The following is an 18,960-nucleotide window of genomic DNA, read 5'->3' as shown; positions in this document are numbered from 1 at the left end:
CCGGAAACAGACACCTCCACGGTAATCGTCGAGGTCTGGAAGCGACGCCGGACCGGGTCTAGCGTCGAGAACGAACTGATCACCAGGGGAGGGTGTGCGATGGCAGGGCGAGTGGTGCATTTCGAGGTTCCGTACAGCGACGGCGACCGGGCCCGGGCGTTCTACCGGGAGGCGTTCGGCTGGAACCTGATGGAGATGCCGGAGATGAACTACACGATGGCGTCGACCGGACCGGTGGACGATCAGTCGATGCCGTCCGAGCCCGGCTTCATCAACGGCGGTATGTTCGAGCGCACCGAGGCGCTCCGCGGGCCGATGCTCACGATCGACGTGGACGACCTCGATGCGGCGCTGAAGACCGTCGAGAGCCTCGGCGGCAAGCAGGTCGGCGAGAAGCTCCCGGTCGGCGACATGGGCTTCGCCGCGTACTTCGAGGATCCGGAGGGAAACGTCCTCGGACTCTGGCAATCCGCCTGACGTCTGAGCGTCACCGGGGCCACTTACACTGCGAAGTGTGTTGGCTCCGGTGGTGTCCTCGGGAGGATTGAATGCCTGACCGTACTCAGACCATTGCGTACCCGGCGCCCGGGTCGCGGCCGTCGCGACGGGATCAAGAGCCGCTCGCGCCGCACGTGATCGTGCTGTTCGGCGCCACCGGCGACCTCGCCAAGCGCAAGTTGCTGCCGGGACTGGCGTATCTGCAGCAGTCCAAGTTCGCGCCCGACGTACGGATCATCGGTACGGCGACCGAGGAGCTCACGTGCGACGAGTTCCGGGCCCGGGCGCGGGAGGCGGTCGAGCGGTTCGGCACGCACAAGATGTCCGACGAGGAGTGGGCGCAGTTCGCCGACGGGCTCGAGTACGTGCCGGTCTCGGCCGGGCCGGAGGCGCTGGCGGTGGCCGTCAAGGCGGCGGAGGAGAAGCTCGGGCCGGACGCCTGCCGGCTGCACTACCTGTCGGTGCCCCCGAAGGCCGCGCAGGCGGTGATCGTGATGCTGCGCGACGCGGACCTGGTCGACCGGGCCCGGGTGGTGATGGAGAAGCCGTTCGGCGACGACCTGGAGAGCGCGATCAAGCTGAACGACTTCGTGCACGAGACCTTCGACGAGTCGCAGATCTTCCGGATCGACCACTTCCTCGGCAAGGAAGCCGCGCTGAACATCCTCGCGTTCCGGTTCGCCAACGGGTTGTTCGAGCCGATCTGGAACCGCAACTTCATCGACCACGTCCAGATCGACATCCCGGAGTCGCTCGGGCTGGACCAGCGGGCCACGTTCTACGAGCCGACCGGCGCGTTCAAGGACATGGTCGTCACCCACCTGATGCAGGTGATGTCCTTCGTCGCGATGGAGCCGCCGACCGCCCTGGAGCCGCGGGCTATCTCGGAGGAGAAGAACAAGGTCTTCCGGTCGATGCTGCCGATCCAGCCCAGCGATGTGGTCCGCGGCCAGTACGCCGGTTACCGCAACGAGGACGGGGTCGCGCGGGACTCCGACACCGAGACGTTCATCGCGCTGAAGGTCGAGATCGACAACTGGCGCTGGGCCGAGGTGCCGTTCTACCTGCGCACCGGCAAGCGGATGGCCGAGGGCATGCGGATCATCTCGATCGCCTTCAAGGAGGCGCCGAAGACGATGTTCCCGACCGGTTCCGGGGTCGGCTCGGAGGGTCCGGACCACCTGACCTTCGACCTGGCCGACTCGTCCCGGGTATCGCTGTCGTTCTACGGCAAGCGGCCCGGGCCGGGGATGCGGCTGGAGAAGCTGTCGATGCAGTTCTCGACCCAGGAGACCGGGAGCGCGGGCGACGTACTGGAGGCCTACGAGCGGCTGATCCTGGACGCGATGCGCGGCGACCACACCCTGTTCACCACCGCCGAGGGCATCGAATCGCTGTGGGACCGGTCCGCGATCCTGCTGGAGGACCCGCCTCCGGTCAAGCCGTACGCGCCCGGCACCTGGGGCCCGAACGCGATCCACCAACTGATCGCCCCGCGCGCCTGGCGCCTGCCCTTCGAACGCGAGTGGCGCGAAGCTAAGCAGTAAGCCATTGCCGCCGCCCGGACCGAGGCGCACTATCGAGGTGTGATGTCAGTCACAAACGCCTCGAGCGCTGAGGGGGTTGGCGAATGACAGGGACGAAGACGCATCTGACGGCGGAGCAGGCGCCCTGCGGGCGGGTGGGGGATGCGGACCGGAGCCAGGAGGACGACTTCGAGGGCTTCCGGTTCGACGACGTGAGCTACGCCTGTGGGTGCCGGCGGATCCGGCACGAGTTCCACGACGGCAGTGTCCGGATCCGCACCGTGCGCCACGACGGCAAGATCCTGCTGGACGAGCACAGCGGCGACCATGAGGCTTGACTGGGGTAGGCCCATGGACGAGCGCAGCGAGTTCATCAAACAGCACAGTGCATCTCGTGTCTCATCCGCACCCGGAGCGAAGCGAGGACGTGGATGAGCACGTTTCATGACGTGGTCGTTATCGGGGGCGGCGGCGCGGGGCTCCGTGCGGCCATTGCGGTGGCCGAGACCAATCCGGCGCTGCGGGTGGCGGTCGTGTCGAAGGTGTATCCGATGCGCAGCCACACGGTGTCGGCCGAGGGTGGTGCCGCGGCCGTTGCCGCCGACGACGACAGCCTCGACGAACACGCCTATGACACGGTGTCCGGCAGCGACTGGCTGTGTGACCAGGACGCGGTCGAGGCGTTCGTCGCCGAGGCGCCCCGCGAACTGCTCCGGCTCGAGCACTGGGGTTGCCCGTGGAGCCGTCAGCCCGACGGCCGGATCGCCGTCCGGGCGTTCGGCGGCATGAAGAAGCGGCGGACCTGGTTCGCGGCCGACCGGACCGGGTTCCACCTGCTGCACACGCTGTTCCAGACCGCGCTCTCGTACTCCGACATCGTCCGGTACGACGAGTGGTACGTCACGAAGATCCTGGTCGACGACGGCCGCGCGTACGGCGTCGTCGCGATCGAACTGGCGACCGGGCGGATCGAGACCATCACCGCGAGCACGGTGATCGTGTGCACCGGCGGCTGCGGACGCGTCTACCCGTTCACCACCAACGCGAACATCAAGACCGGCGACGGGATGGCCCTCGCGTACCGGGCCGGCGCGGCGCTGAAGGACATGGAGTTCGTCCAGTACCACCCGACCGGCCTGCCGTTCACCGGCATCCTCATCACCGAGGCGGCCCGGGCCGAAGGCGGCTGGCTGCTCAACAAGGACGGCTATCGCTACCTGCAGGACTACGACCTCGGTACGCCGTCCCCGACCCCGGTGCTGCGCAGCATGGAGCTCGGACCGCGCGACCGGTTGTCGCAGGCGTTCGTGCACGAACAGGAGAAGGGCCGCACGATCGACACGCCGTACGGGCCGGTGGTGAATCTGGACCTGCGGCACCTCGGTGCGAAGCTGATCGACGCGAAGCTGCCGTTCGTCCGCGAGCTGTGCTCGAAGTACCAGAACATCGACCCGGTGACCTCGCTGGTCCCGGTGCGTCCGGTGGTGCACTACATGATGGGCGGGATCCACACCGACATCCGGGGCGCGACGTCACTCGAGGGTCTGTACGCCGCCGGCGAGGTGGCCTGCGTCAGCATCAACGGCGCCAATCGGCTGGGGTCGAACTCGCTGCCGGAGTGTCTGGTGTTCGGCAACCGGGCCGGCCGGGCCGCCGCGGTGTTCGCCGGCCGCTACCGCAACGCGGTACCCAAGGCTGTCGAGGCGCAGGGCCGGGACGAGGAGCGCAGGCTCACCGAGGAGCTGGCCCGGCACGCGGAGGGCCACGAACGGATCGCGGACATCCGGACCGAGATGCAGACCACGATGGAGAACGGGGCCGGCATCTATCGGGACGGCGACTCGCTGGCCAAGGCGGCGCATCGGCTGGAGGAGCTGCAGCTGCGGTACGAGCATGCGGCGATCGATGACCACAGCAAGAACTTCAACACCGAGCTGGTCGCCCTGCTCGAGCTCGGCTTCATGCTCGATGTTGCCCAGAGCATCATCGCTTGCGCGGCGCGCCGGGAGGAGTCGCGCGGTGCCCACCAGCGCACCGACTTCCCGGCCCGCGACGACGACCATTTCCTGGCGCATTCGCTGGTACGGCGCCAACCGGACGGGACCCGCCGGGTCACGTATCTGCCGGTGACGATCACGCGGTGGCCACCCGGAGAACGGGTGTACGGGAGGTAGTGATGGCAGACGAGATCACCCTCGAGGTCGCGCGCTACCGGCCGGGGGAAGACAAAGAACCGGTGATGCAGTCCTACCAGGTGCCGCTGCGCGAGCACTGGGCGATCCTCGACGGGCTCGCCTACGTCAAGGACCACCTGGACGGGACGCTGTCGTTCCGGTGGTCGTGCCGGATGGGCATCTGCGGCAGCTGCGGCATGACGGTCAACGGCGAGCCCCAGCTGAGTTGTGCCACGTTCCTCACCGACTACGCGCCCGGTCCGATCCGGGTCGAGCCGCTGAACAACTTCCCGGTGATCCGCGATCTCGTGATCGACATCGGCGACTTCATGGACAAGCTCCCGACCGTCAAGCCGTGGGTGATCCGGGACGTGCAGAGCCCGGTCGAGCAGGGCGAGTATCTGCAGACGCCGGAGGAGCTGGAGGAGTACCAGCAGTACAGCATGTGCATCAACTGCATGCTGTGCTACTCGGCCTGCCCGGTCTACAGCCTCGACCAGGACTTCCTCGGGCCGGCGGCGATCGCGCTCGCCCAGCGGTACAACCTCGACTCCCGGGACGAGGGTGCCGACGAGCGGAGCGCCGTACTGACGTCACCGGAGGGCATCTGGGCCTGCACCTTCGTCGGTGAGTGCAGTGCGGTATGTCCGAAGGGCGTGGATCCGGCGGGCGCGATCCAGCGGTACAAGCTGACCGCGGCGACCCAGGCGATCAAGGACCTGCTGATGCCGCGGCGCCGGCGATGAGCGTCTATCAGCGGCCGGTCCACCTGTTCTGGTGGCTGGAGCGCCGCTCGTATCTGCTCTTCGTTCTGCGCGAGCTGAGCAGTGTCTTCGTCGCGTGGTCCGTGGTGTACCTGCTGCTGCTGGTCAAGGCGGTGAGTGACGGCGACGCGTCGTACCAGCGGTTCCTGGAGCGGAGTGGACACTGGTGGGTGGTCGCGATCAACGTGCTCGCGATGCTCTTCGTGCTGCTGCACGTGGTGACGTGGTTCGGCTTGGCGCCCAGGGCGATGGTCGTCAAGGTGCGTGGGAGCCGGCTGCCTGCGCGGCAGGTCGTTGCCGCGCACTACGTCGCCTGGGTGGTGCTGTCGGCGATCGTCGCCTGGGTGGTGCTCCGATGAACCGCCGCTCCCCCGAGCCGTTCCTCTGGATGCTGTTCAGCTCCGGCGGCATGGTCGCCGCGCTGATGATCCCGGTGCTGCTGTTCCTGTTCGGCATCGCATTCCCGCTCGACTGGCTGACACCGCCGACGCATGCGCATCTGTTCGCCGTACTGCGGAATCCGCTGACCCGGCTGGTGCTGTTCGGCGTGTGCGCGCTGGCCCTGTTCCACTGGGCTCACCGCTTCCGCTACACCCTGTACGACGGCCTCCAGCTGAAGCGGTACGCCGTACCGATCGTGATCCTGTGCTACGGCGGCGCCATCGTCGGATCTGTCATCGCCGCGGGCCTGCTGGTGTCCGTCTGAGTCACCGCAGACCGGTGACATAGTCTGCGCGCATGCGGGAGATCGTGGTGATCGGCGTCGGGGCGGGTGATCCCGAGCAGGTGACGATGCAGGCCGTGTCGGCGCTGCAACGGGTCGACGTGTTCTTCGTGCTGGACAAGGGTGAGGTCAAGCAAGAGCTGGTCGACCTGCGGTCGGAGATCTTGCGGCGGTACGCGCAGGACCATCGCGTGGTCGTCGGCCGGGACCCCGAGCGGGACCGGACCACCAGCGCGTACGTCGAAGCCGTCGACGACTGGCGTCGCCGCCGGGCCGACGTGTGTGCGGAGCTGATCGCGTCGGAGCTCGGCGAGGATCAGGTCGGCGCATTCCTGGTCTGGGGTGATCCGTCGCTGTACGACAGCACGCTGGCGATCCTGGACGACATCCTGGCGCGAGGCGAGCTGGTCTTCGAGGTCGAGGTGATCCCCGGGATCAGCAGCGTGTCGACGCTGGCCGCGCGGCACCGGGTCGGCCTGAACCAGGTCGGCCGCCCGATCCAGATCACCACCGGCCGGCGGCTCGCGAAGGCGTGGCCGGACGACGTGGACGACGTGGTCGTGATGCTCGACGCGCAGACCGCGTTCACCGAGCACCTCGACCAGGACGCCGACATCTACTGGGGCGCCTACCTCGGCACCCCCGACGAGATCCTCATCTCCGGCCCGCTCCGCGAGGTCGCCGCCGAGATCGAGAAGGTCCGCGCCGAGGCCCGCGAACGCAAAGGCTGGATCATGGACACGTACCTGCTCCGACGTAGACCAAAGGTGTAGGTGGGTTGGCCTTCGGGCCGAAGCGGAGGAGGCGTGATCACGGCGACGCTTCCGGCATGACGAAGAAACTCTTGGTGATGCTGGCCGCGGCGGTCGCCCCGGCCGGGCTCTTGGTGGGTGCCGCGGAGCCGAGTACGGCCGCGCAACAGGACGTCGTACGAACTGATGCCGGGCTCGTGGCGAGCAAGGCGGTCGGGGACGCGCGGGTCTTCGACGGGATTCCGTATGCCGCTCCCCCGGTGGGCGCGTTGCGGTGGAAGGCGCCGCAGCCGGTGAAGCCGTGGAAGGGGGTGCGGGAGTCGGCACTCGGCAACCCGTGTCCGCAGCAGCCCAACTCCGAGGCACCGGACGGCGCCACGGCCGAGGACTGCCTCTATCTGAACGTCACCACGCCGGCATCCTCGTCGCCGAAGCCGCGAGGCGTCGTGGTTTGGATTCCCGGTGGCGGGTTCTTCACCGGCGCCGGCAACAGCTATGAGGCGTCCAAGTTCGCCACCCGGGGCGACGTGGTCGTCGTGACGGTCAACTACCGGCTCGGCATCTTCGGGTTCTTCGGCTACCCGGGTCTCCCGGGCTCCGGCACCTATGGCATCCAGGACCAGCAGGCCGCCCTGCGCTGGGTGCAACGCAACGCCCGGGCCTTCGGTGGCGACCCGCGGAACGTCACCGTGGCCGGCGAGTCCGCGGGCGGCATGAGTGTCTGCGCGCAGCTGACCTCCCCGACATCTGCCGGGCTGTTCGCGAAGGCGATCATGCAGAGCGGTTCCTGCGCCTTCAACTGGGCCGACAACAGCCAGTACCCGGGTCAGGCCGCGGACTCCCCGTGGATCCCGGTCAGCCGGGTCCAGGCGAACGGCAAGGAGTGGGCCGACGGCAACAAGACCAGGCTGGCCTGCAAGCCCGGCCAGTCCATGCTCGACTGCCTCCGCGCCGTGAAGTCCGACGTACTGGTCGAGGACACGCTCAACTTCACCCAGGTCGGGTACGGCGGCACCGCAGCGGTACCGCTGAGTCCGGCAACGGCCATGAAGGCCGGACTGTTCCACCGCGTCCCGATCATCTCCGGCAACAACCGCGACGAGGCGAACGGGTGGACGGCCGCGTTCGGAGACATCAAGGACTACCCGCAACTGGTGACCAACATGGTGGGCACCCAGCAGACTCCGATGGTCCTGCGGCACTACCCACTCGACCGGTACGAGTCGCCGGCGGCAGCGTGGGGCGCGGTGACCACGGATCGGATCTGGTCGTGCACGCAGGTCGCCACCGACCAGCAGGCCGCTCGCAAGGCGCCTGTGTACGCGTACGAGTTCGCGGACAAGCACTCGCCGATCGCCCAACCCGGGTTGGGCGCCGCGCACGCCATGGAGCTGCCGTATCTGTTCCGGCTTGGTGGCTATGACTTCCCGATGCCGGAGACGCAGCAACGGCTGTCGAACCAGATGATCGACTACTGGACGGCGTTCGCCCGGACCGGCAACCCGAACGGACCGGACCGGCCGCACTGGTCGCCGACCGGCAGTCAGACCATCAACGGCCTGTCACTGGCTCCGACGGACCAGGGCGGCATCCAGCCGGTCAACCTCAGCACCGAACACCACTGCGCCTTCTGGGCGGGACTCAGCTGATCTTCACTGGCCGCCGAGCCCAGACGCGCAGCGCGATCGGCGACAGGAGTAGTAGGAGCAACGCATAGAAGTGCACTCCGGGCACGAAGGCCGCCAGGAGGAAGGCGACCAGGGTCAACCCGGTCATCACGAACGAGCCGGCGAGCTCCCGGCTGCTGACCGGGTTGTCCGGGTCCTCGAGCTCCTGATGCCCACGGACCATCCAGGTGAGCGCGGACTGGCAGATGCTGAGCAGGAGGATCGTGCCGGTGTAGAGGCCGGCGGTGAACTGGTCGCTGTCGTAAACGCCGACGATCTGGGTCGGGAACGGCAGCACCACGATCGTGAGCAGCCACAGTAGGTTCAGCCGCATGATGGCCGGGGTGTAGGCCTTCACGTGCTCGAACACCCGGTGGTGGCCGAGCCAGAAGCTCGAGATCACCACGAAGCTCAGCAGGAACGAGTAGATCTGCGCCTTGTTCTCGGTGATCACGCCGAACGCGTCGACCCCATGGTTCTTGGCCTCGGTGACCACGTCCACCAACGGCAGAATCAGCAGCGTGATCGCGATCGCGACGACAGCATCGGTGAACAGAACCAGCCGGTCGGGATCCCTCGTCTTACTCACGGCCGACAACAGTAGCGAGTAGCAGGGCTGCCAGGACGAAGGCGGCCGCTGTGATCCACGCGACGCTGTAGCCGTCCCGCAGCGCCAGTACGTCGCTTGCACCGTCAGCCAGCCGGTTCGTCGTCGTGGAAGCGGCCAGTGTCGCCAGTACGGCGGTCCCGACAGCCGCACCGGCCTGCTGTGCGGTGTTGTTCAGGCCTGAGGCGAGTCCGGCGTCCTTGGCGTCCGCACCGGACATGGCCAGCATGATCGCGGCCGGGATGGCCAGTCCGATCCCCGCGCCCATCACCGCGAGTACGGGAGCGACGTTGACGACGTACGAACCGTCCACTGGTGCCTGGCTGATCCAGACCAGCGCCACGAAGAAGGCGGCCAGGCCTGCTTTGAGCATGGTGCGCGGACCGAAGCGGACGGTCAGACGGGGTGCGATGGACAGGGACATCACGGCGTTCATGATCGGCGCGGGCAGGAAGGCCAGTCCGGTCGTGAGCGAGTCATAGCCGAGCACTCGCTGCACGTAGAGCGCAGTCGTGAACTGAAAGCCGAAGCCGGCTGCGAACAGCAGCACGACGATAACGTTTGCCACGGTCAACTGACGCTTGCGGAAGATGTGCAGTGACAGCAGTGGGTTCGCGATGCGGGCCTGACGCAGTACGAACGCCGCCAGCAGGAGGATCGAGACCGCTGCGAGGATCAGCGTGCGCAGGAGCGTCGCGTGCGGCTCGGCGGTCTGGACGATCGTGTAGACGCCCAGCGACAGACCTGCGGTCACCAGTACAGCGCCCAGCACGTCAGCGCCCTTGCCGAGGCCGAGGCCCTTCTGCTGCGTGAGGAGTCGCAACGCGAACGCCAGCGCGGTCAGTCCGATCGGCACGTTGATCAGAAACGCCCAGTGCCAGCCGACGGTCTGCGTGATCACCCCGCCGAAGATCAGTCCGATCGACGCGCCGCTCGCGGACGTGAAGCTGTAGACACCCATCGCGCGCGCCTGCTCACCCGGACCCGGGTAGAGGTTGACGATCATGCCCAGGATCACCGCTGAGGCCAGGGCACCACCGACACCCTGCAGGAACCGCCCGCCAATCAGCACCTCCGAACTGCCGGCCAGTCCACACAGCAGTGAGGCCGCGGTGAACAGCCCGAGCCCGGCCACGAACACCCGCTTGCTGCCGATCAGATCCCCGATCCGCCCCGCCAGCAGAAGCAGACCCGCGAAGGCGATCAGGTACGAGTTCATCACCCAGGCCAGCCCGGCCTGCGAGAACCCCAGATCCCCTTGAATCGTAGGCAATGCGACCGTCACCACGGTCGCGTCCAGGATGATCATCAACTGCATCACGCACAGCACGACCAGCGACTTCACGCGCCCCGGCGCGGCCCTGCCACTCGTGCTCGAAGAACCCAGAACATCTACCGACATCGGTCGTCTCCTTGTCGTACTGATCTGACAAGAACGACCATAACAGATAGTCCCGTACTAGACGATCTTTTATCGGATCAGCCCTCGACCACCATAAGGTGGGCTCGACGCAACAGTTCACGACGCAGGGATCGGCGGCAGAGCATGGAGAACGGCACCCGCGGCGAGCTGCTCAGCCGCCTGGCCGAGGCGGTCGAATCCGTCCCGGCCGCGCACCCGACGCGGGTCGCCATCGACGGATCCCCCGCCGTCGGCAAGACCACGCTGGCCGACGAGCTCGCCGTCGTCCTGCGCGCGCGGTCGCGACGTCATCCGCGCAACGATCGAAGATTTCCTGACGCCCCGATCACAACGCTATCGGCGCGGCGAGGACTCTCCCGAAGGCTGCTATCACGACAGCTTCGACTTCGACGCGCTGCACCGACTGCTGCTCGATCCGCTGGGCCCGGGCGGAGACCGAAGGTTTCAACGGGCGGTGTACGACAAGGTCACTGACACGCCGCTGTCCGAACCACTCGTGACAGCACCCGCCGACGCCGTACTGCTCTTCGACGGCGTGTTCCTGATGCGCCCAGAGCTGATCGATCGCTGGGACCTGCGCATCTTCGTGTCCGCCACCTTCGAGCGGACCCTGGACCGCGCCCGGACCCGAGACCAGACCCCGTCCAGATCCGCCACCGACGTAGAACGCCGCTACCGCAGCCGCTACATCCCCTCCCAACAGTTCTACGCCACCACAGTCCACCCCACCGACCACGCCCACGTCATCATCCACAACGACAACCCCCACCATCCAGCCTGGGAAACCCACTGACCAGCCACACCAGATCCCCGGCAAGACCACAACTCCCACCCACCAACTAACCGCCCCCTTCGTCGAGTCGTGGAACACGGCTGCCAACACCCGGCACTGCTGCTGGACGAGGACGACCGCCTCCTAGTCATCCACGTCAAGGACCTGCAAACACAGGCCAAGTGCTGGTAGCCCGCCGGCAGCGGCGTCGAGCCTGGCGAGACACCGATACCTGATTCAGCTCGGCTTGACGCATGCCGATATGGGCATATGATTGCGACCATGGCACGAGCAGCGACGACGTCGGACGCGTTCAACGCGATCGCCGAGCCGCAGCGCCGGGACATCCTGGTGCTGCTGCGGGCGGGTGAGCGGCCGGTGACCGACCTGGCCCAGGAGCTGGGGATGAGCCAGCCGCGGGCGTCCAAGCACCTGCGGGTGCTCCGGGAGGTCGGTCTGGTGCGGGACCGCAAGGCAGGCAAGCAGCGCCTCTACGGCCTGGACGCCCGCGGGCTGCGGCCGGTCCACGAGTGGGTCGGCGGATTCGAGCGGTACTGGAACGAGAGTTTCGACCGGCTGGACACCTACGTGCAGGATCTCAAGCAGACACGGCAGGAGGACTGACCGATGGCAGCGGCAAGGCAAGAAACGCGGACGGAGCCGGCGACGGCCGACCGGGAGATCGTGATCTCCCGGGTCATCGACGCCCCGCGGGAGCTGGTGTTCGAGGCGTTCACCGAGGTCCGGCACCTGTCGCAGTGGTGGGGGCCGGAGGGGTTCACCACGACCACGCGGTCCTTCGAGTTCCGCGAGGGCGGGGAGTGGGACTTCGTACTGCACGGGCCGGACGGGACCGACTACTCCGAGTGGATCCGCTGGCTGCGCATCGCCCCGCCGGAGCGGATCGAGCTGCTGCACGGTGAGTCCCGCAACGACCCGAACGCCTTCGAGTCGGTCCTGACCTTCACGCCGGACGGCGCGGCGACCCGGATCGAGATGCGCACGGTGTTCCCCACGAAGGAACTGCGCGACGAGGCGGTCGACAAGTACCACGCGATCGAGGGCGGCGGGCAGACCCTGGACAATCTGGCTGCCTACGTCGACCTCCTGCGGAAGGGGGCGGAGGGCTGATGGCCGGGAAGGTGTTCTTCGGCGTGACGATGTCGCTCGACGGTTTCATCGCGCCCGGATCTCTTGGGGAATTGATGGGGAAGCAGTGGATGGAACTCCAGCAGTGGATCTTCCCGCTGCGCTTCTTCCGGGAGAACCTGAAGCTCGGCGAGGGCGGCGAGGAAGGGCGCGACAACGACATCTCGCGCGAGACGTTCGAGCGGACCGGCGCGAGCGTCATGGGCAAGCGCATGTTCGACGCCGGCGAGCAGATGTGGCCGGAGGAGGCGCCGTTCCACACGCCGGTCTTCGTCGTGACGCACGAGAAGCGCGACCCCTGGGAGCGGCCGGGCGGGACCACGTTCTACTTCGTCAACGACGGCATCGAGGCCGCGCTCGACCAGGCCCGCGAGGCCGCCGGCGACCGCGACGTCCGCATCGCGGGCGGCGGCGCGACGATCCTGGAGTACCTGAACGCCGTCCTGATCGACGAGTTCTCAATCGCGCTGTCGCCCGTGCTGTTCGGCTCCGGAATCCGCCTGTTCGACGGCGTGGACGCGGACCGCGTGGCCCTGGAGCCGATCCGCGCAGAGCACTCCCCGAGGGTGACGCACCTGACCTACGCCGTCCGGGAGCGGTAGGCGGCCGGCGGACGACACACGGCGGACGGCGGACGCGAAGGAACACCCACGCGGTTGGCACGCAGACGGTTCCTCGGGTCACAGGCCGATCGGTCCCTCGCTGACCACGTGGCGAAGGTCGCCAGCTCAAACGCGGGCCTCCTGCCGCCACCGTACGAGCCCCCTCAGCCCCGACGCGAACCTTCTCCCGCCACTCCCACCGGTGCCCGAGTTTCCCCGTCCCCGCTACACAAACACATGCCGCGTCGAGCTCCCCGCCGCTCCTGAACTACCCCCGGCTTCACAGCTCGGGCGCAGATCACATCACCCAGAACACCAGTCCGCCCCACCGCGAAGGCGGCCAACAGAACAGCCGCCGCGAAGCGGTGACCTTTAGCAGCTCCCAGGCGCCCGGTCCACGCGCCGATCGCATCCACCCGGAATCCGATCCCGCGCCCACCGCCGAAGGCGGCCAACAGAACAGCCGCCGCGAAGCGGTGCCCTTAGACGCTCCTGGGCGCGGTCCAGGCGCCGATCACATCCGCCCGGACACCGGTCCGCGCACGCCGCCGGAGGCGGCCAACAGAACAGCCACCGCGGAGCGGTGTCGTTTGGGGCTGGCTTGGGGGTTAGCTGGCGCGTTGGCGGGCTCGGCGTACGGGCTGGGCCTCTACGGGGGTGGAGAGGTGACCGTCGACCAGGGTGACCAGGGCGTCTACGAAGGGTTTGCGTTGGGGGGCTGCGAGGGCGGCGAGGGCCTCGGCGTGGACTCGGTCGACTATTTGCTGGCCTTCGGCGGCGATCTTGGCGCCGGCTTCGGTGACGGCGATGATGCGGGCGCGGCGGTCGGTGGCCGACGGCTTGCGTTCGGCGTAGCCGGCTTTTTCGAGGGCGTCGACGGTGACGACCATGGTCGTCTTGTCCATGTAGGCGAGTTCGGCGAGCTGGATCTGGGTGCGCTCCTCCTCGAGCGCGTGCCGCAGGACGCACTGCATCCGCAGCGTCAGCCCGACCTCCGCCAGCGCCGCGGACAGCTGGGTCTCGAGGACGTGACCGGCATGCGTGAGGTAGCCGGTGAGGTCGGGAACCGTACGCGGTGGTGTCTTCGCCATGATCCGAGCATAGCGCGGATTATCTACTGAAAGATGATCCGCTGCGGATCATTCTCCCCGGGCGCCGTCGATCAGTTCGCGCACGATGTCAAGGTGACCGAGATGGCGGGCCGATTCCTGCAGTACGTCGGCCAGCAGCCGCTCGACCCGGATCGGCCCGCGATACCCCTCGACGAACCCGGCCCAGTCGACCTCACCCAGCGTCCGCCGCGACCGTACCCACTCCGCGTCGTACGCCGCCAGCACCGAAGCGACCGTCTCCTCGGCCCCGATCCGGAACTCGTGGTCATGGTCGTCGGACCGCCACAACGACGGCAGGTCCTGGCCGCCGATCGTCCGCTGGATGTGCTGCCGCTGCACGGCGGTCAGGTGCTTGATCAGACCGAGCGGGCTCATCACCGGCGACGTCGCGAGCGGCGTCGCCCGGGCCTGCTGCTCATCCAGACCGTCCACCTTGTTCACCGCGGTCGTGTGGATGAACTCGAAGTACCCGATCACCGACTGCCGCAGCGTCGAGTCGTCCGCCGGCCACGGCCGGTCCCTGAGCACCATGCCGCCGACCCTGCCACGCCCCACCGACAACCGCCCGCACTCGCGCAAAACCTCGCAGGGCGGGAGCCATAGCAGAAAAACGACGTCCAGCTTGCTCCGAAGGGCACTAGCGCAAAACCGCGAGTCGACGCGCGGACGGCGAGGTTGAGTTGCTCGCATGACTGTCACAGCAACGCGTACGCCGATCGTCCGGTGGCTCGGAGTGGTTGCGGTGACGCTGGGGATCTTCGCCATCGTCACCACCGAGATCCTGCCGATCGGACTGCTCACCCCGATCGGCACCGACTTCGACCTGACACCAGGCCGCACCGGCTGGCTGATGACGATGCCTGGCCTGGTCGCGGCCGCCGCCGCACCGGTCGTGACAGTCGTAACAGCCCGGCTCGACCGGCGCCTGATGCTGTGTGCCCTGATGGTGCTGCTCGCCGCGGCCGGCTTCCTCGCCGCGGCCGCTCCGGTCTACTCGCTCGAACTGTTCGCCCGCTTCCTGGTCGGCCTGACCATCGGCGGCTTCTGGTCGATCGGCGCCGGCCTGGCCGGGCGCCTGGTCCCCGAGCAGTGGACCGTACGCGCGACCGCAGTCATCTTCTCCGCGGTCCCGCTCGGCTCGGTGCTCGGCGTACCTCTGGGGACGTTCGTGGGTGAGCTGGCAGGGTGGCGTACGTCGTTCGTCGCGCTCGGAGTGCTCTCACTAGTCGTCCTCGCCGCCCTCTACCTCACAGTCCCTCCGCTGCCGCCACTACAGGTCACACGGCCCGCCGTACTGCGGGATGCGCTGCGAGGAAGCCGGAACGCACTCATCGTCACCTGTCTCATCGTGTCGGCGCACTTCGCCACCTACACCTACGTGACGCCTCTACTGCGGGACGTCGTACGGCCAGAGCTGATCGGGGTGTTCCTGTTGATCTACGGCGCCGCCGGCCTGGTGGGGAACCTCATGGCCAGTACTGCGGCCGCCCGCAACCTCACGCTCACGTTCGCCGGCTGCGCTGGTCTGATCGCGACGGCGACGGTGCTGATGCCCGCAGTGGGTCGCAGTACGGCGGGAGCCCTGCTGCTGTTGGTGGTGTGGGGACTCGGGTACGGCGGGATCCCGGTGTGCTCAATGAGCATGTTCGCGAAGGCCGCACCACAGTCTCGGGAGGCTGCGACCGTACTCTTCACCTCGTCGTTCCAGGCGGTGCTGTCGATCGGGGCACTGCTGGGCGGACTGGTGGTCGACGCGTGGTCTGTGTCGGCGGTGATGGTGTGCGGCGCCGTGGGCGCGGCGCTCACGGTCGGCGTGCTGCTGTGGTCCAGAACACAGCAGGTGCCGGGCACGTAGCATCGCGGTTGTGGCGAGGACTCAGACCGATCGGTGCCCTGGTGTGCTGGCGGTACACCAGGCAGCCGACGGCGGTCTCGCGCGGGTACGGGTGCCGGGTGGGGTGCTGAGCGTTCAGCAGCTCGGGGTGCTGCGGTCGGCCAGTCGAGAGCTGGGTGACGGGCGAATGGAGCTGACATCGCGCGGGAACGTGCAGATCCGCGCGCTGAGACCAGACGGGCCGCGCGAACTATCGGACCGGCTCTACGCGGCCGGACTGCTGCCGTCACTGACGCACGAGCGAGTCCGCAACATCCTCGCGTCCCCACTCTCCGGTCTGGACCAAGAGTCCCGGTACGACGTACTCCCGGTGGCTGCCGCGGTCGACCGAGAGCTCTGCGCCCGCCCTGCGCTGGCTGAGCTGCCAGGTCGCTTCCTCTTCGCCCTGGACGACGGTCGCGGTGACCTGGCCGGCGTGCGCGCTGACGTCTCTGTCCGAGCGATAGACGACCACGAAGCCCTCCTGAGCCTAGGCACCCGCGGAGTCCGGGTGCGTTGGGACGATGCGGCCGGCTTGATGGTTGCGGCTGCCGAGGCATTCCTGGCCGAGCGTGACGCCCAGGAGTGGCGGATCGCGGAGCTGGACGACGGCGAGAACCGCATCCTCAGCCGGCTCGAGCTGCAGCCGACCGAGGACCTCCCGACGACGAGCACCACGGTCGCGGCCGGTCGGCACGGGTCCGCACTCGTGGTGACCGTCCCACTCGGAACCCTCACCCAGGAACAGGCTGGTGTGCTCACTGAGGTTGCTGACGAGATCCGGCTCACGCCATGGCGATCGGTTGTGGTGCCTGTGGTGTCGACCGAAGCGCTGGAGCGGGTTGGGTTGGTTACCACCGCGGACTCGGTCTGGGAGGGTGTGACGGCGTGTGCGGGGCGACCGGGGTGTGCGAAAGCCTTGGCTGATGTTCGGGGGGACGCCTGGCGGGTGGTGCCCGGGATGGAGCGGGACGGGCGACGGGTGCATTGGTCGGGGTGTGAGCGGCGGTGCGGGAAGCCGGCCGGCGAGTTCGTGGATGTGGTTGCTGTGGGCAATGGATATCTGGTGGACGGAGAGCGGATGTGAGCGGGTTCGAGTACGTGCGGGACGGCGCGGAGATCTACCGGCGGTCGTTCGCGACGATCCGGCGTGAGGCGGCACTTGGCGAGCTTCCGGCCGACGTGGCGCAGGTCGCCGTACGGATGATCCATGCGTGCGGGATGACCGATCTGGTCGCGGACCTCGCCTGGTCGCCCAATGTCGTCAAGAACGCCCGGGCTGCGCTGCAGGATGGCGCACCGATCCTGTGTGACGCGCAGATGGTGGCGGCCGGCATCACCCGGCGCCGGCTGCCCGCGGACAACCAGGTGATCTGCACACTGCAGGATCCGAGGACTATCGAGCTGGCGCACGAGTTGCAGACCACCCGGAGCGCCGCGGCGGTCGATCTCTGGCATGAGCACCTCAGCGGCTCGGTCGTTGCTATTGGCAACGCTCCGACGACCCTGTTCCGCCTGCTCGAGCTGCTGAAGGACGGCGCGCCGCGACCGGCCGCGATCCTCGGGATCCCGGTCGGGTTCATCGGCGCGGCGGAGTCCAAGGACGCGCTGGCGGCGAACGAGCTCGGCCTGGAGTACCTGGTGGTGCGCGGCCGTCGCGGTGGGAGTGCGATCACCGCGGCGGCCGTCAACGCGATCGCGAGCGAGGAAGAGTGATGGGCGACCGCACCGGACGGTTGTGGGGTGTCGGGCTGGGACCGGGCGATCCGGAGCTCGTGACGGTGAAGGCTGCCCGGCTGATCGGTGCCGCCGATGTGATCGCGTTTCACAGTGCGCGTCACGGCCGGAGCATCGCGCGAAGTGTCGCAGCGCCGTACCTCAGGGAAGGCCAACTCGAGGAGCACCTGGTCTACCCGCTGACGACCGAGACGACCGATCATCCCGGCGGCTACCAGGGCGCGATGGACGACTTCTACGCCGACTGTGCCGCGCGGCTCGCCGCGCATCTCGACGCCGGCCGCGACGTCGTCGTACTGGCCGAGGGCGATCCGCTCTTCTACGGCTCCTACATGCACATGCACAAGCGGCTGGCCGACCGCTACCCGTGTGAGGTCGTCCCCGGCGTGACCTCGGTGAGCGCGGCGGCCGCCGTACTCGGGCGGCCGTTGTGCGAGCGGGACGAGATCCTCACCGTCCTGCCCGGGACCCTGCCACCCGACATCCTCGCCGACCGCCTCCGCAGCACCGACGCGGCGGCGGTGATGAAGCTCGGCCGGACGTTCCACAACGTCCGCGAGGCCTTCGAGCTGGCCGGACGCGCCGACGAGGCGTGGTACGTCGAACGTGCGACAACCGATACGCAGCGCACGGCTCCCCTCAACGAGGTTGACCCGGACGACGTCCCGTACTTCTCCCTCGCCCTGCTCCCGAGCCCGATCAACAACACCTTCACTCCCCCGGCGCCCAAGACCGCCACGGACGGTTCGGTCACCGTGGTCGGCCTCGGACCGGCCGGGCCGGAGTGGATGACCCCCGAGGTGCGCGCCGCGATCGCGGGGGCCGACGACCTGATCGGCTACGGCCCGTACGTCGAACGCCTGCCGGACCGCGCCCGTCAGCGCAAGCACGGGTCGGACAACCGAGTCGAGTCCGAGCGGGCCGCGTTCGCCCTCGACCTGGCGCGCAAGGGCTCCACCGTGGTCGTGGTCTCGTCCGGTGACCCCGGGGTGTTCGCGATGGCCAGTGCGGTCACGGAGGTCGCGTCGGCACCCGAGTACGCCGATATCGCCGTACGCGTGCTGCCCGGCATGACTGCGGCGCAGGCCGTCGCCAGCCGGGTCGGGGCACCGCTCGGGCACGACTACTGCGTGCTGTCGCTGTCGGACCGGCTCAAGCCGTGGGAGGTCATCGCCCAGCGGCTGACGGCAGCAGCTCGAGCGGACCTCGCGATCGCGATCTACAACCCCGCGTCGAAGTCCCGCACCTGGCAGGTGGCCGCGACCCGCGACCTGCTGCTCGAACACCGTTCCGCGGACACTCCGGTCGTGATCGGCCGCGACGTGGGCGGTCCCCAGGAAGCGATCACCGTCACAACCCTGGCTGAGCTCGACCCGAAGGCGGTTGACATGCGCTGCCTGCTACTGGTCGGCTCGTCGCAGACCCGCACCGTGCCCCGCCCGGCCGGCCCCCTGGTCTTCACTCCGCGCCGCTATCCAGCGACGGTGAGTGAGCACACGCCAGGGGCCGGTTAAATCCGCCCTCCGCCTGTGTCAGACGCGCTGCCAGAGGGTAGAGACCGCGCGAGGCTGACCAGTGAG

Annotated in this window: 22 protein-coding genes; 17 read left to right on the top strand and 5 right to left on the bottom strand. The window is 68.2% G+C overall.

The window, feature by feature from the left end; genetic code table 11:
- Window positions 1-99: 99 nt before the first annotated feature.
- From OG876_RS25075 to OG876_RS25035, 9 genes are all read left to right on the top strand, one after another.
- Window positions 100-477, top strand: a complete 378-nt coding sequence (locus tag OG876_RS25075; RefSeq protein WP_328519074.1) for a VOC family protein — start codon at window positions 100-102, stop codon at window positions 475-477.
- Window positions 478-548: 71 nt separating this feature from the next.
- Window positions 549-2,045, top strand: coding sequence for a glucose-6-phosphate dehydrogenase (gene zwf, locus OG876_RS25070; RefSeq protein WP_328519073.1), 1,497 nt, complete (start codon window positions 549-551; stop codon window positions 2,043-2,045).
- A gap of 83 nt (window positions 2,046-2,128) precedes the next feature.
- On the top strand, window positions 2,129-2,362 hold the full coding sequence (locus OG876_RS25065; protein ID WP_328519072.1) for a hypothetical protein: 234 nt from the start codon (window positions 2,129-2,131) through the stop codon (window positions 2,360-2,362).
- A gap of 93 nt (window positions 2,363-2,455) precedes the next feature.
- Window positions 2,456-4,198, top strand: a complete 1,743-nt coding sequence (gene frdA / locus OG876_RS25060; RefSeq protein ID WP_328519071.1) for a fumarate reductase (quinol) flavoprotein subunit — start codon at window positions 2,456-2,458, stop codon at window positions 4,196-4,198.
- 2 nt (window positions 4,199-4,200) lie between these two features.
- Window positions 4,201-4,944 (top strand): succinate dehydrogenase/fumarate reductase iron-sulfur subunit, encoded by a 744-nt coding sequence (locus OG876_RS25055; protein ID WP_328519070.1) that lies wholly within the window; start codon window positions 4,201-4,203, stop codon window positions 4,942-4,944.
- Complete coding sequence (locus tag OG876_RS25050; protein ID WP_328519069.1) at window positions 4,941-5,321, top strand: fumarate reductase subunit C; 381 nt, start codon at window positions 4,941-4,943, stop codon at window positions 5,319-5,321. The genes OG876_RS25055 and OG876_RS25050 overlap by 4 nt, the downstream gene beginning before the upstream one ends.
- Complete coding sequence (gene frdD, locus OG876_RS25045) at window positions 5,318-5,668, top strand: fumarate reductase subunit FrdD (protein ID WP_328519068.1); 351 nt, start codon at window positions 5,318-5,320, stop codon at window positions 5,666-5,668. Before OG876_RS25050 ends, frdD begins: the two co-directional genes overlap by 4 nt.
- A gap of 32 nt (window positions 5,669-5,700) precedes the next feature.
- Complete coding sequence (gene cobF, locus OG876_RS25040; protein WP_328519067.1) at window positions 5,701-6,459, top strand: precorrin-6A synthase (deacetylating); 759 nt, start codon at window positions 5,701-5,703, stop codon at window positions 6,457-6,459.
- Window positions 6,460-6,515: 56 nt separating this feature from the next.
- Complete coding sequence (locus OG876_RS25035; RefSeq protein WP_328519066.1) at window positions 6,516-8,087, top strand: carboxylesterase/lipase family protein; 1,572 nt, start codon at window positions 6,516-6,518, stop codon at window positions 8,085-8,087.
- Here OG876_RS25035 and OG876_RS25030 read toward each other — a convergent pair.
- From OG876_RS25030 to OG876_RS25020, 3 genes are all read right to left on the bottom strand, one after another.
- Complete coding sequence (locus OG876_RS25030; RefSeq protein ID WP_328519065.1) at window positions 8,080-8,694, bottom strand: TMEM175 family protein; 615 nt, start codon at window positions 8,692-8,694, stop codon at window positions 8,080-8,082. The genes OG876_RS25035 and OG876_RS25030 overlap by 8 nt on opposite strands.
- Entirely contained in the window at window positions 8,687-10,114 is a 1,428-nt protein-coding gene (locus tag OG876_RS25025) for a DHA2 family efflux MFS transporter permease subunit (protein ID WP_328519064.1), read from the bottom strand. The genes OG876_RS25030 and OG876_RS25025 overlap by 8 nt, the downstream gene beginning before the upstream one ends.
- Before the next feature lie 117 nt (window positions 10,115-10,231).
- Window positions 10,232-10,426, bottom strand: a complete 195-nt coding sequence (locus tag OG876_RS25020; RefSeq protein WP_328519063.1) for a hypothetical protein — start codon at window positions 10,424-10,426, stop codon at window positions 10,232-10,234.
- Between the two features lie 163 nt (window positions 10,427-10,589).
- On the opposite strand from OG876_RS25020, the gene OG876_RS25015 reads away from it, so the two are divergent.
- The 4 genes from OG876_RS25015 to OG876_RS25000 all read left to right on the top strand — a co-directional run bounded on the left by OG876_RS25015 (window position 10,590) and on the right by OG876_RS25000 (window position 12,658).
- Window positions 10,590-10,928, top strand: coding sequence for a hypothetical protein (locus tag OG876_RS25015; RefSeq protein ID WP_328519062.1), 339 nt, complete (start codon window positions 10,590-10,592; stop codon window positions 10,926-10,928).
- A 261-nt stretch (window positions 10,929-11,189) separates the two neighbouring features.
- The gene (locus OG876_RS25010; protein ID WP_328519061.1) at window positions 11,190-11,531 is read left to right on the top strand and encodes an ArsR/SmtB family transcription factor; all 342 of its coding nucleotides are present in this window, start codon (window positions 11,190-11,192) and stop codon (window positions 11,529-11,531) included.
- A gap of 3 nt (window positions 11,532-11,534) precedes the next feature.
- The gene (locus OG876_RS25005) at window positions 11,535-12,038 is read left to right on the top strand and encodes an SRPBCC family protein (protein WP_328519060.1); all 504 of its coding nucleotides are present in this window, start codon (window positions 11,535-11,537) and stop codon (window positions 12,036-12,038) included.
- Complete coding sequence (locus OG876_RS25000; RefSeq protein WP_328519059.1) at window positions 12,038-12,658, top strand: dihydrofolate reductase family protein; 621 nt, start codon at window positions 12,038-12,040, stop codon at window positions 12,656-12,658. The genes OG876_RS25005 and OG876_RS25000 overlap by 1 nt, the downstream gene beginning before the upstream one ends.
- Window positions 12,659-13,266: 608 nt before the next feature.
- Here the strand turns inward: OG876_RS25000 and OG876_RS24995 are convergent.
- On the bottom strand, window positions 13,267-13,749 hold the full coding sequence (locus OG876_RS24995) for a MarR family winged helix-turn-helix transcriptional regulator (protein WP_328519058.1): 483 nt from the start codon (window positions 13,747-13,749) through the stop codon (window positions 13,267-13,269).
- 48 nt (window positions 13,750-13,797) lie between these two features.
- Window positions 13,798-14,301 carry a mycothiol transferase gene (locus OG876_RS24990; RefSeq protein ID WP_328519057.1) on the bottom strand — a complete coding sequence of 168 codons (504 nt, stop codon included), beginning with the start codon at window positions 14,299-14,301 and terminating at the stop codon, window positions 13,798-13,800.
- A gap of 157 nt (window positions 14,302-14,458) precedes the next feature.
- Between OG876_RS24990 and OG876_RS24985 the strand changes: the two genes are divergently transcribed.
- From OG876_RS24985 to OG876_RS24970, 4 genes are read left to right on the top strand one after another with little or no spacing between them, the layout of a single operon-like run.
- Window positions 14,459-15,625 carry an MFS transporter gene (locus OG876_RS24985; protein ID WP_328519056.1) on the top strand — a complete coding sequence of 389 codons (1,167 nt, stop codon included), beginning with the start codon at window positions 14,459-14,461 and terminating at the stop codon, window positions 15,623-15,625.
- A gap of 10 nt (window positions 15,626-15,635) precedes the next feature.
- Window positions 15,636-16,730, top strand: coding sequence for a precorrin-3B synthase (locus OG876_RS24980; RefSeq protein WP_328519055.1), 1,095 nt, complete (start codon window positions 15,636-15,638; stop codon window positions 16,728-16,730).
- Window positions 16,727-17,359: a precorrin-8X methylmutase gene (locus OG876_RS24975; protein WP_328519054.1), complete on the top strand. Its 633-nt coding sequence runs from the start codon at window positions 16,727-16,729 to the stop codon at window positions 17,357-17,359. The genes OG876_RS24980 and OG876_RS24975 overlap by 4 nt, the downstream gene beginning before the upstream one ends.
- Window positions 17,359-18,894 (top strand): precorrin-2 C(20)-methyltransferase, encoded by a 1,536-nt coding sequence (locus OG876_RS24970; protein ID WP_328519053.1) that lies wholly within the window; start codon window positions 17,359-17,361, stop codon window positions 18,892-18,894. The genes OG876_RS24975 and OG876_RS24970 overlap by 1 nt, the downstream gene beginning before the upstream one ends.
- Window positions 18,895-18,960 lie beyond the last annotated feature (66 nt).

The sequence above is a fragment of the Kribbella sp. NBC_00359 genome (assembly GCF_036097425.1).
GTDB lineage: Bacteria > Actinomycetota > Actinomycetes > Propionibacteriales > Kribbellaceae > Kribbella.
This window is presented reverse-complemented; position numbering and strand designations above follow the sequence as displayed.

Excerpts from the sequence above, each read along its gene's own strand:
- OG876_RS25065 (WP_328519072.1), top strand. The coding sequence starts at position 2,129 with ATGACAGGGACGAAGACGCATCTGACGGCGGAGCAGGCGCCCTGCGGG.
- OG876_RS25050 (WP_328519069.1), top strand. The coding sequence starts at position 4,941 with ATGAGCGTCTATCAGCGGCCGGTCCACCTGTTCTGGTGGCTGGAGCGC.
- OG876_RS25075 (WP_328519074.1), top strand. The coding sequence starts at position 100 with ATGGCAGGGCGAGTGGTGCATTTCGAGGTTCCGTACAGCGACGGCGAC.
- OG876_RS24995 (WP_328519058.1), bottom strand. The coding sequence starts at position 13,749 with ATGGCGAAGACACCACCGCGTACGGTTCCCGACCTCACCGGCTACCTC.
- OG876_RS25005 (WP_328519060.1), top strand. The coding sequence starts at position 11,535 with ATGGCAGCGGCAAGGCAAGAAACGCGGACGGAGCCGGCGACGGCCGAC.
- frdA (WP_328519071.1), top strand. The coding sequence starts at position 2,456 with ATGAGCACGTTTCATGACGTGGTCGTTATCGGGGGCGGCGGCGCGGGG.
- OG876_RS25010 (WP_328519061.1), top strand. The coding sequence starts at position 11,190 with ATGGCACGAGCAGCGACGACGTCGGACGCGTTCAACGCGATCGCCGAG.
- OG876_RS25020 (WP_328519063.1), bottom strand. The coding sequence starts at position 10,426 with ATGACGTCGCGACCGCGCGCGCAGGACGACGGCGAGCTCGTCGGCCAG.
- OG876_RS25055 (WP_328519070.1), top strand. The coding sequence starts at position 4,201 with ATGGCAGACGAGATCACCCTCGAGGTCGCGCGCTACCGGCCGGGGGAA.
- OG876_RS24985 (WP_328519056.1), top strand. The coding sequence starts at position 14,459 with ATGACTGTCACAGCAACGCGTACGCCGATCGTCCGGTGGCTCGGAGTG.
- OG876_RS24970 (WP_328519053.1), top strand. The coding sequence starts at position 17,359 with ATGGGCGACCGCACCGGACGGTTGTGGGGTGTCGGGCTGGGACCGGGC.
- zwf (WP_328519073.1), top strand. The coding sequence starts at position 549 with ATGCCTGACCGTACTCAGACCATTGCGTACCCGGCGCCCGGGTCGCGG.
- cobF (WP_328519067.1), top strand. The coding sequence starts at position 5,701 with ATGCGGGAGATCGTGGTGATCGGCGTCGGGGCGGGTGATCCCGAGCAG.
- OG876_RS25035 (WP_328519066.1), top strand. The coding sequence starts at position 6,516 with ATGACGAAGAAACTCTTGGTGATGCTGGCCGCGGCGGTCGCCCCGGCC.
- OG876_RS25025 (WP_328519064.1), bottom strand. The coding sequence starts at position 10,114 with ATGTCGGTAGATGTTCTGGGTTCTTCGAGCACGAGTGGCAGGGCCGCG.
- frdD (WP_328519068.1), top strand. The coding sequence starts at position 5,318 with ATGAACCGCCGCTCCCCCGAGCCGTTCCTCTGGATGCTGTTCAGCTCC.
- OG876_RS24990 (WP_328519057.1), bottom strand. The coding sequence starts at position 14,301 with ATGGTGCTCAGGGACCGGCCGTGGCCGGCGGACGACTCGACGCTGCGG.
- OG876_RS25000 (WP_328519059.1), top strand. The coding sequence starts at position 12,038 with ATGGCCGGGAAGGTGTTCTTCGGCGTGACGATGTCGCTCGACGGTTTC.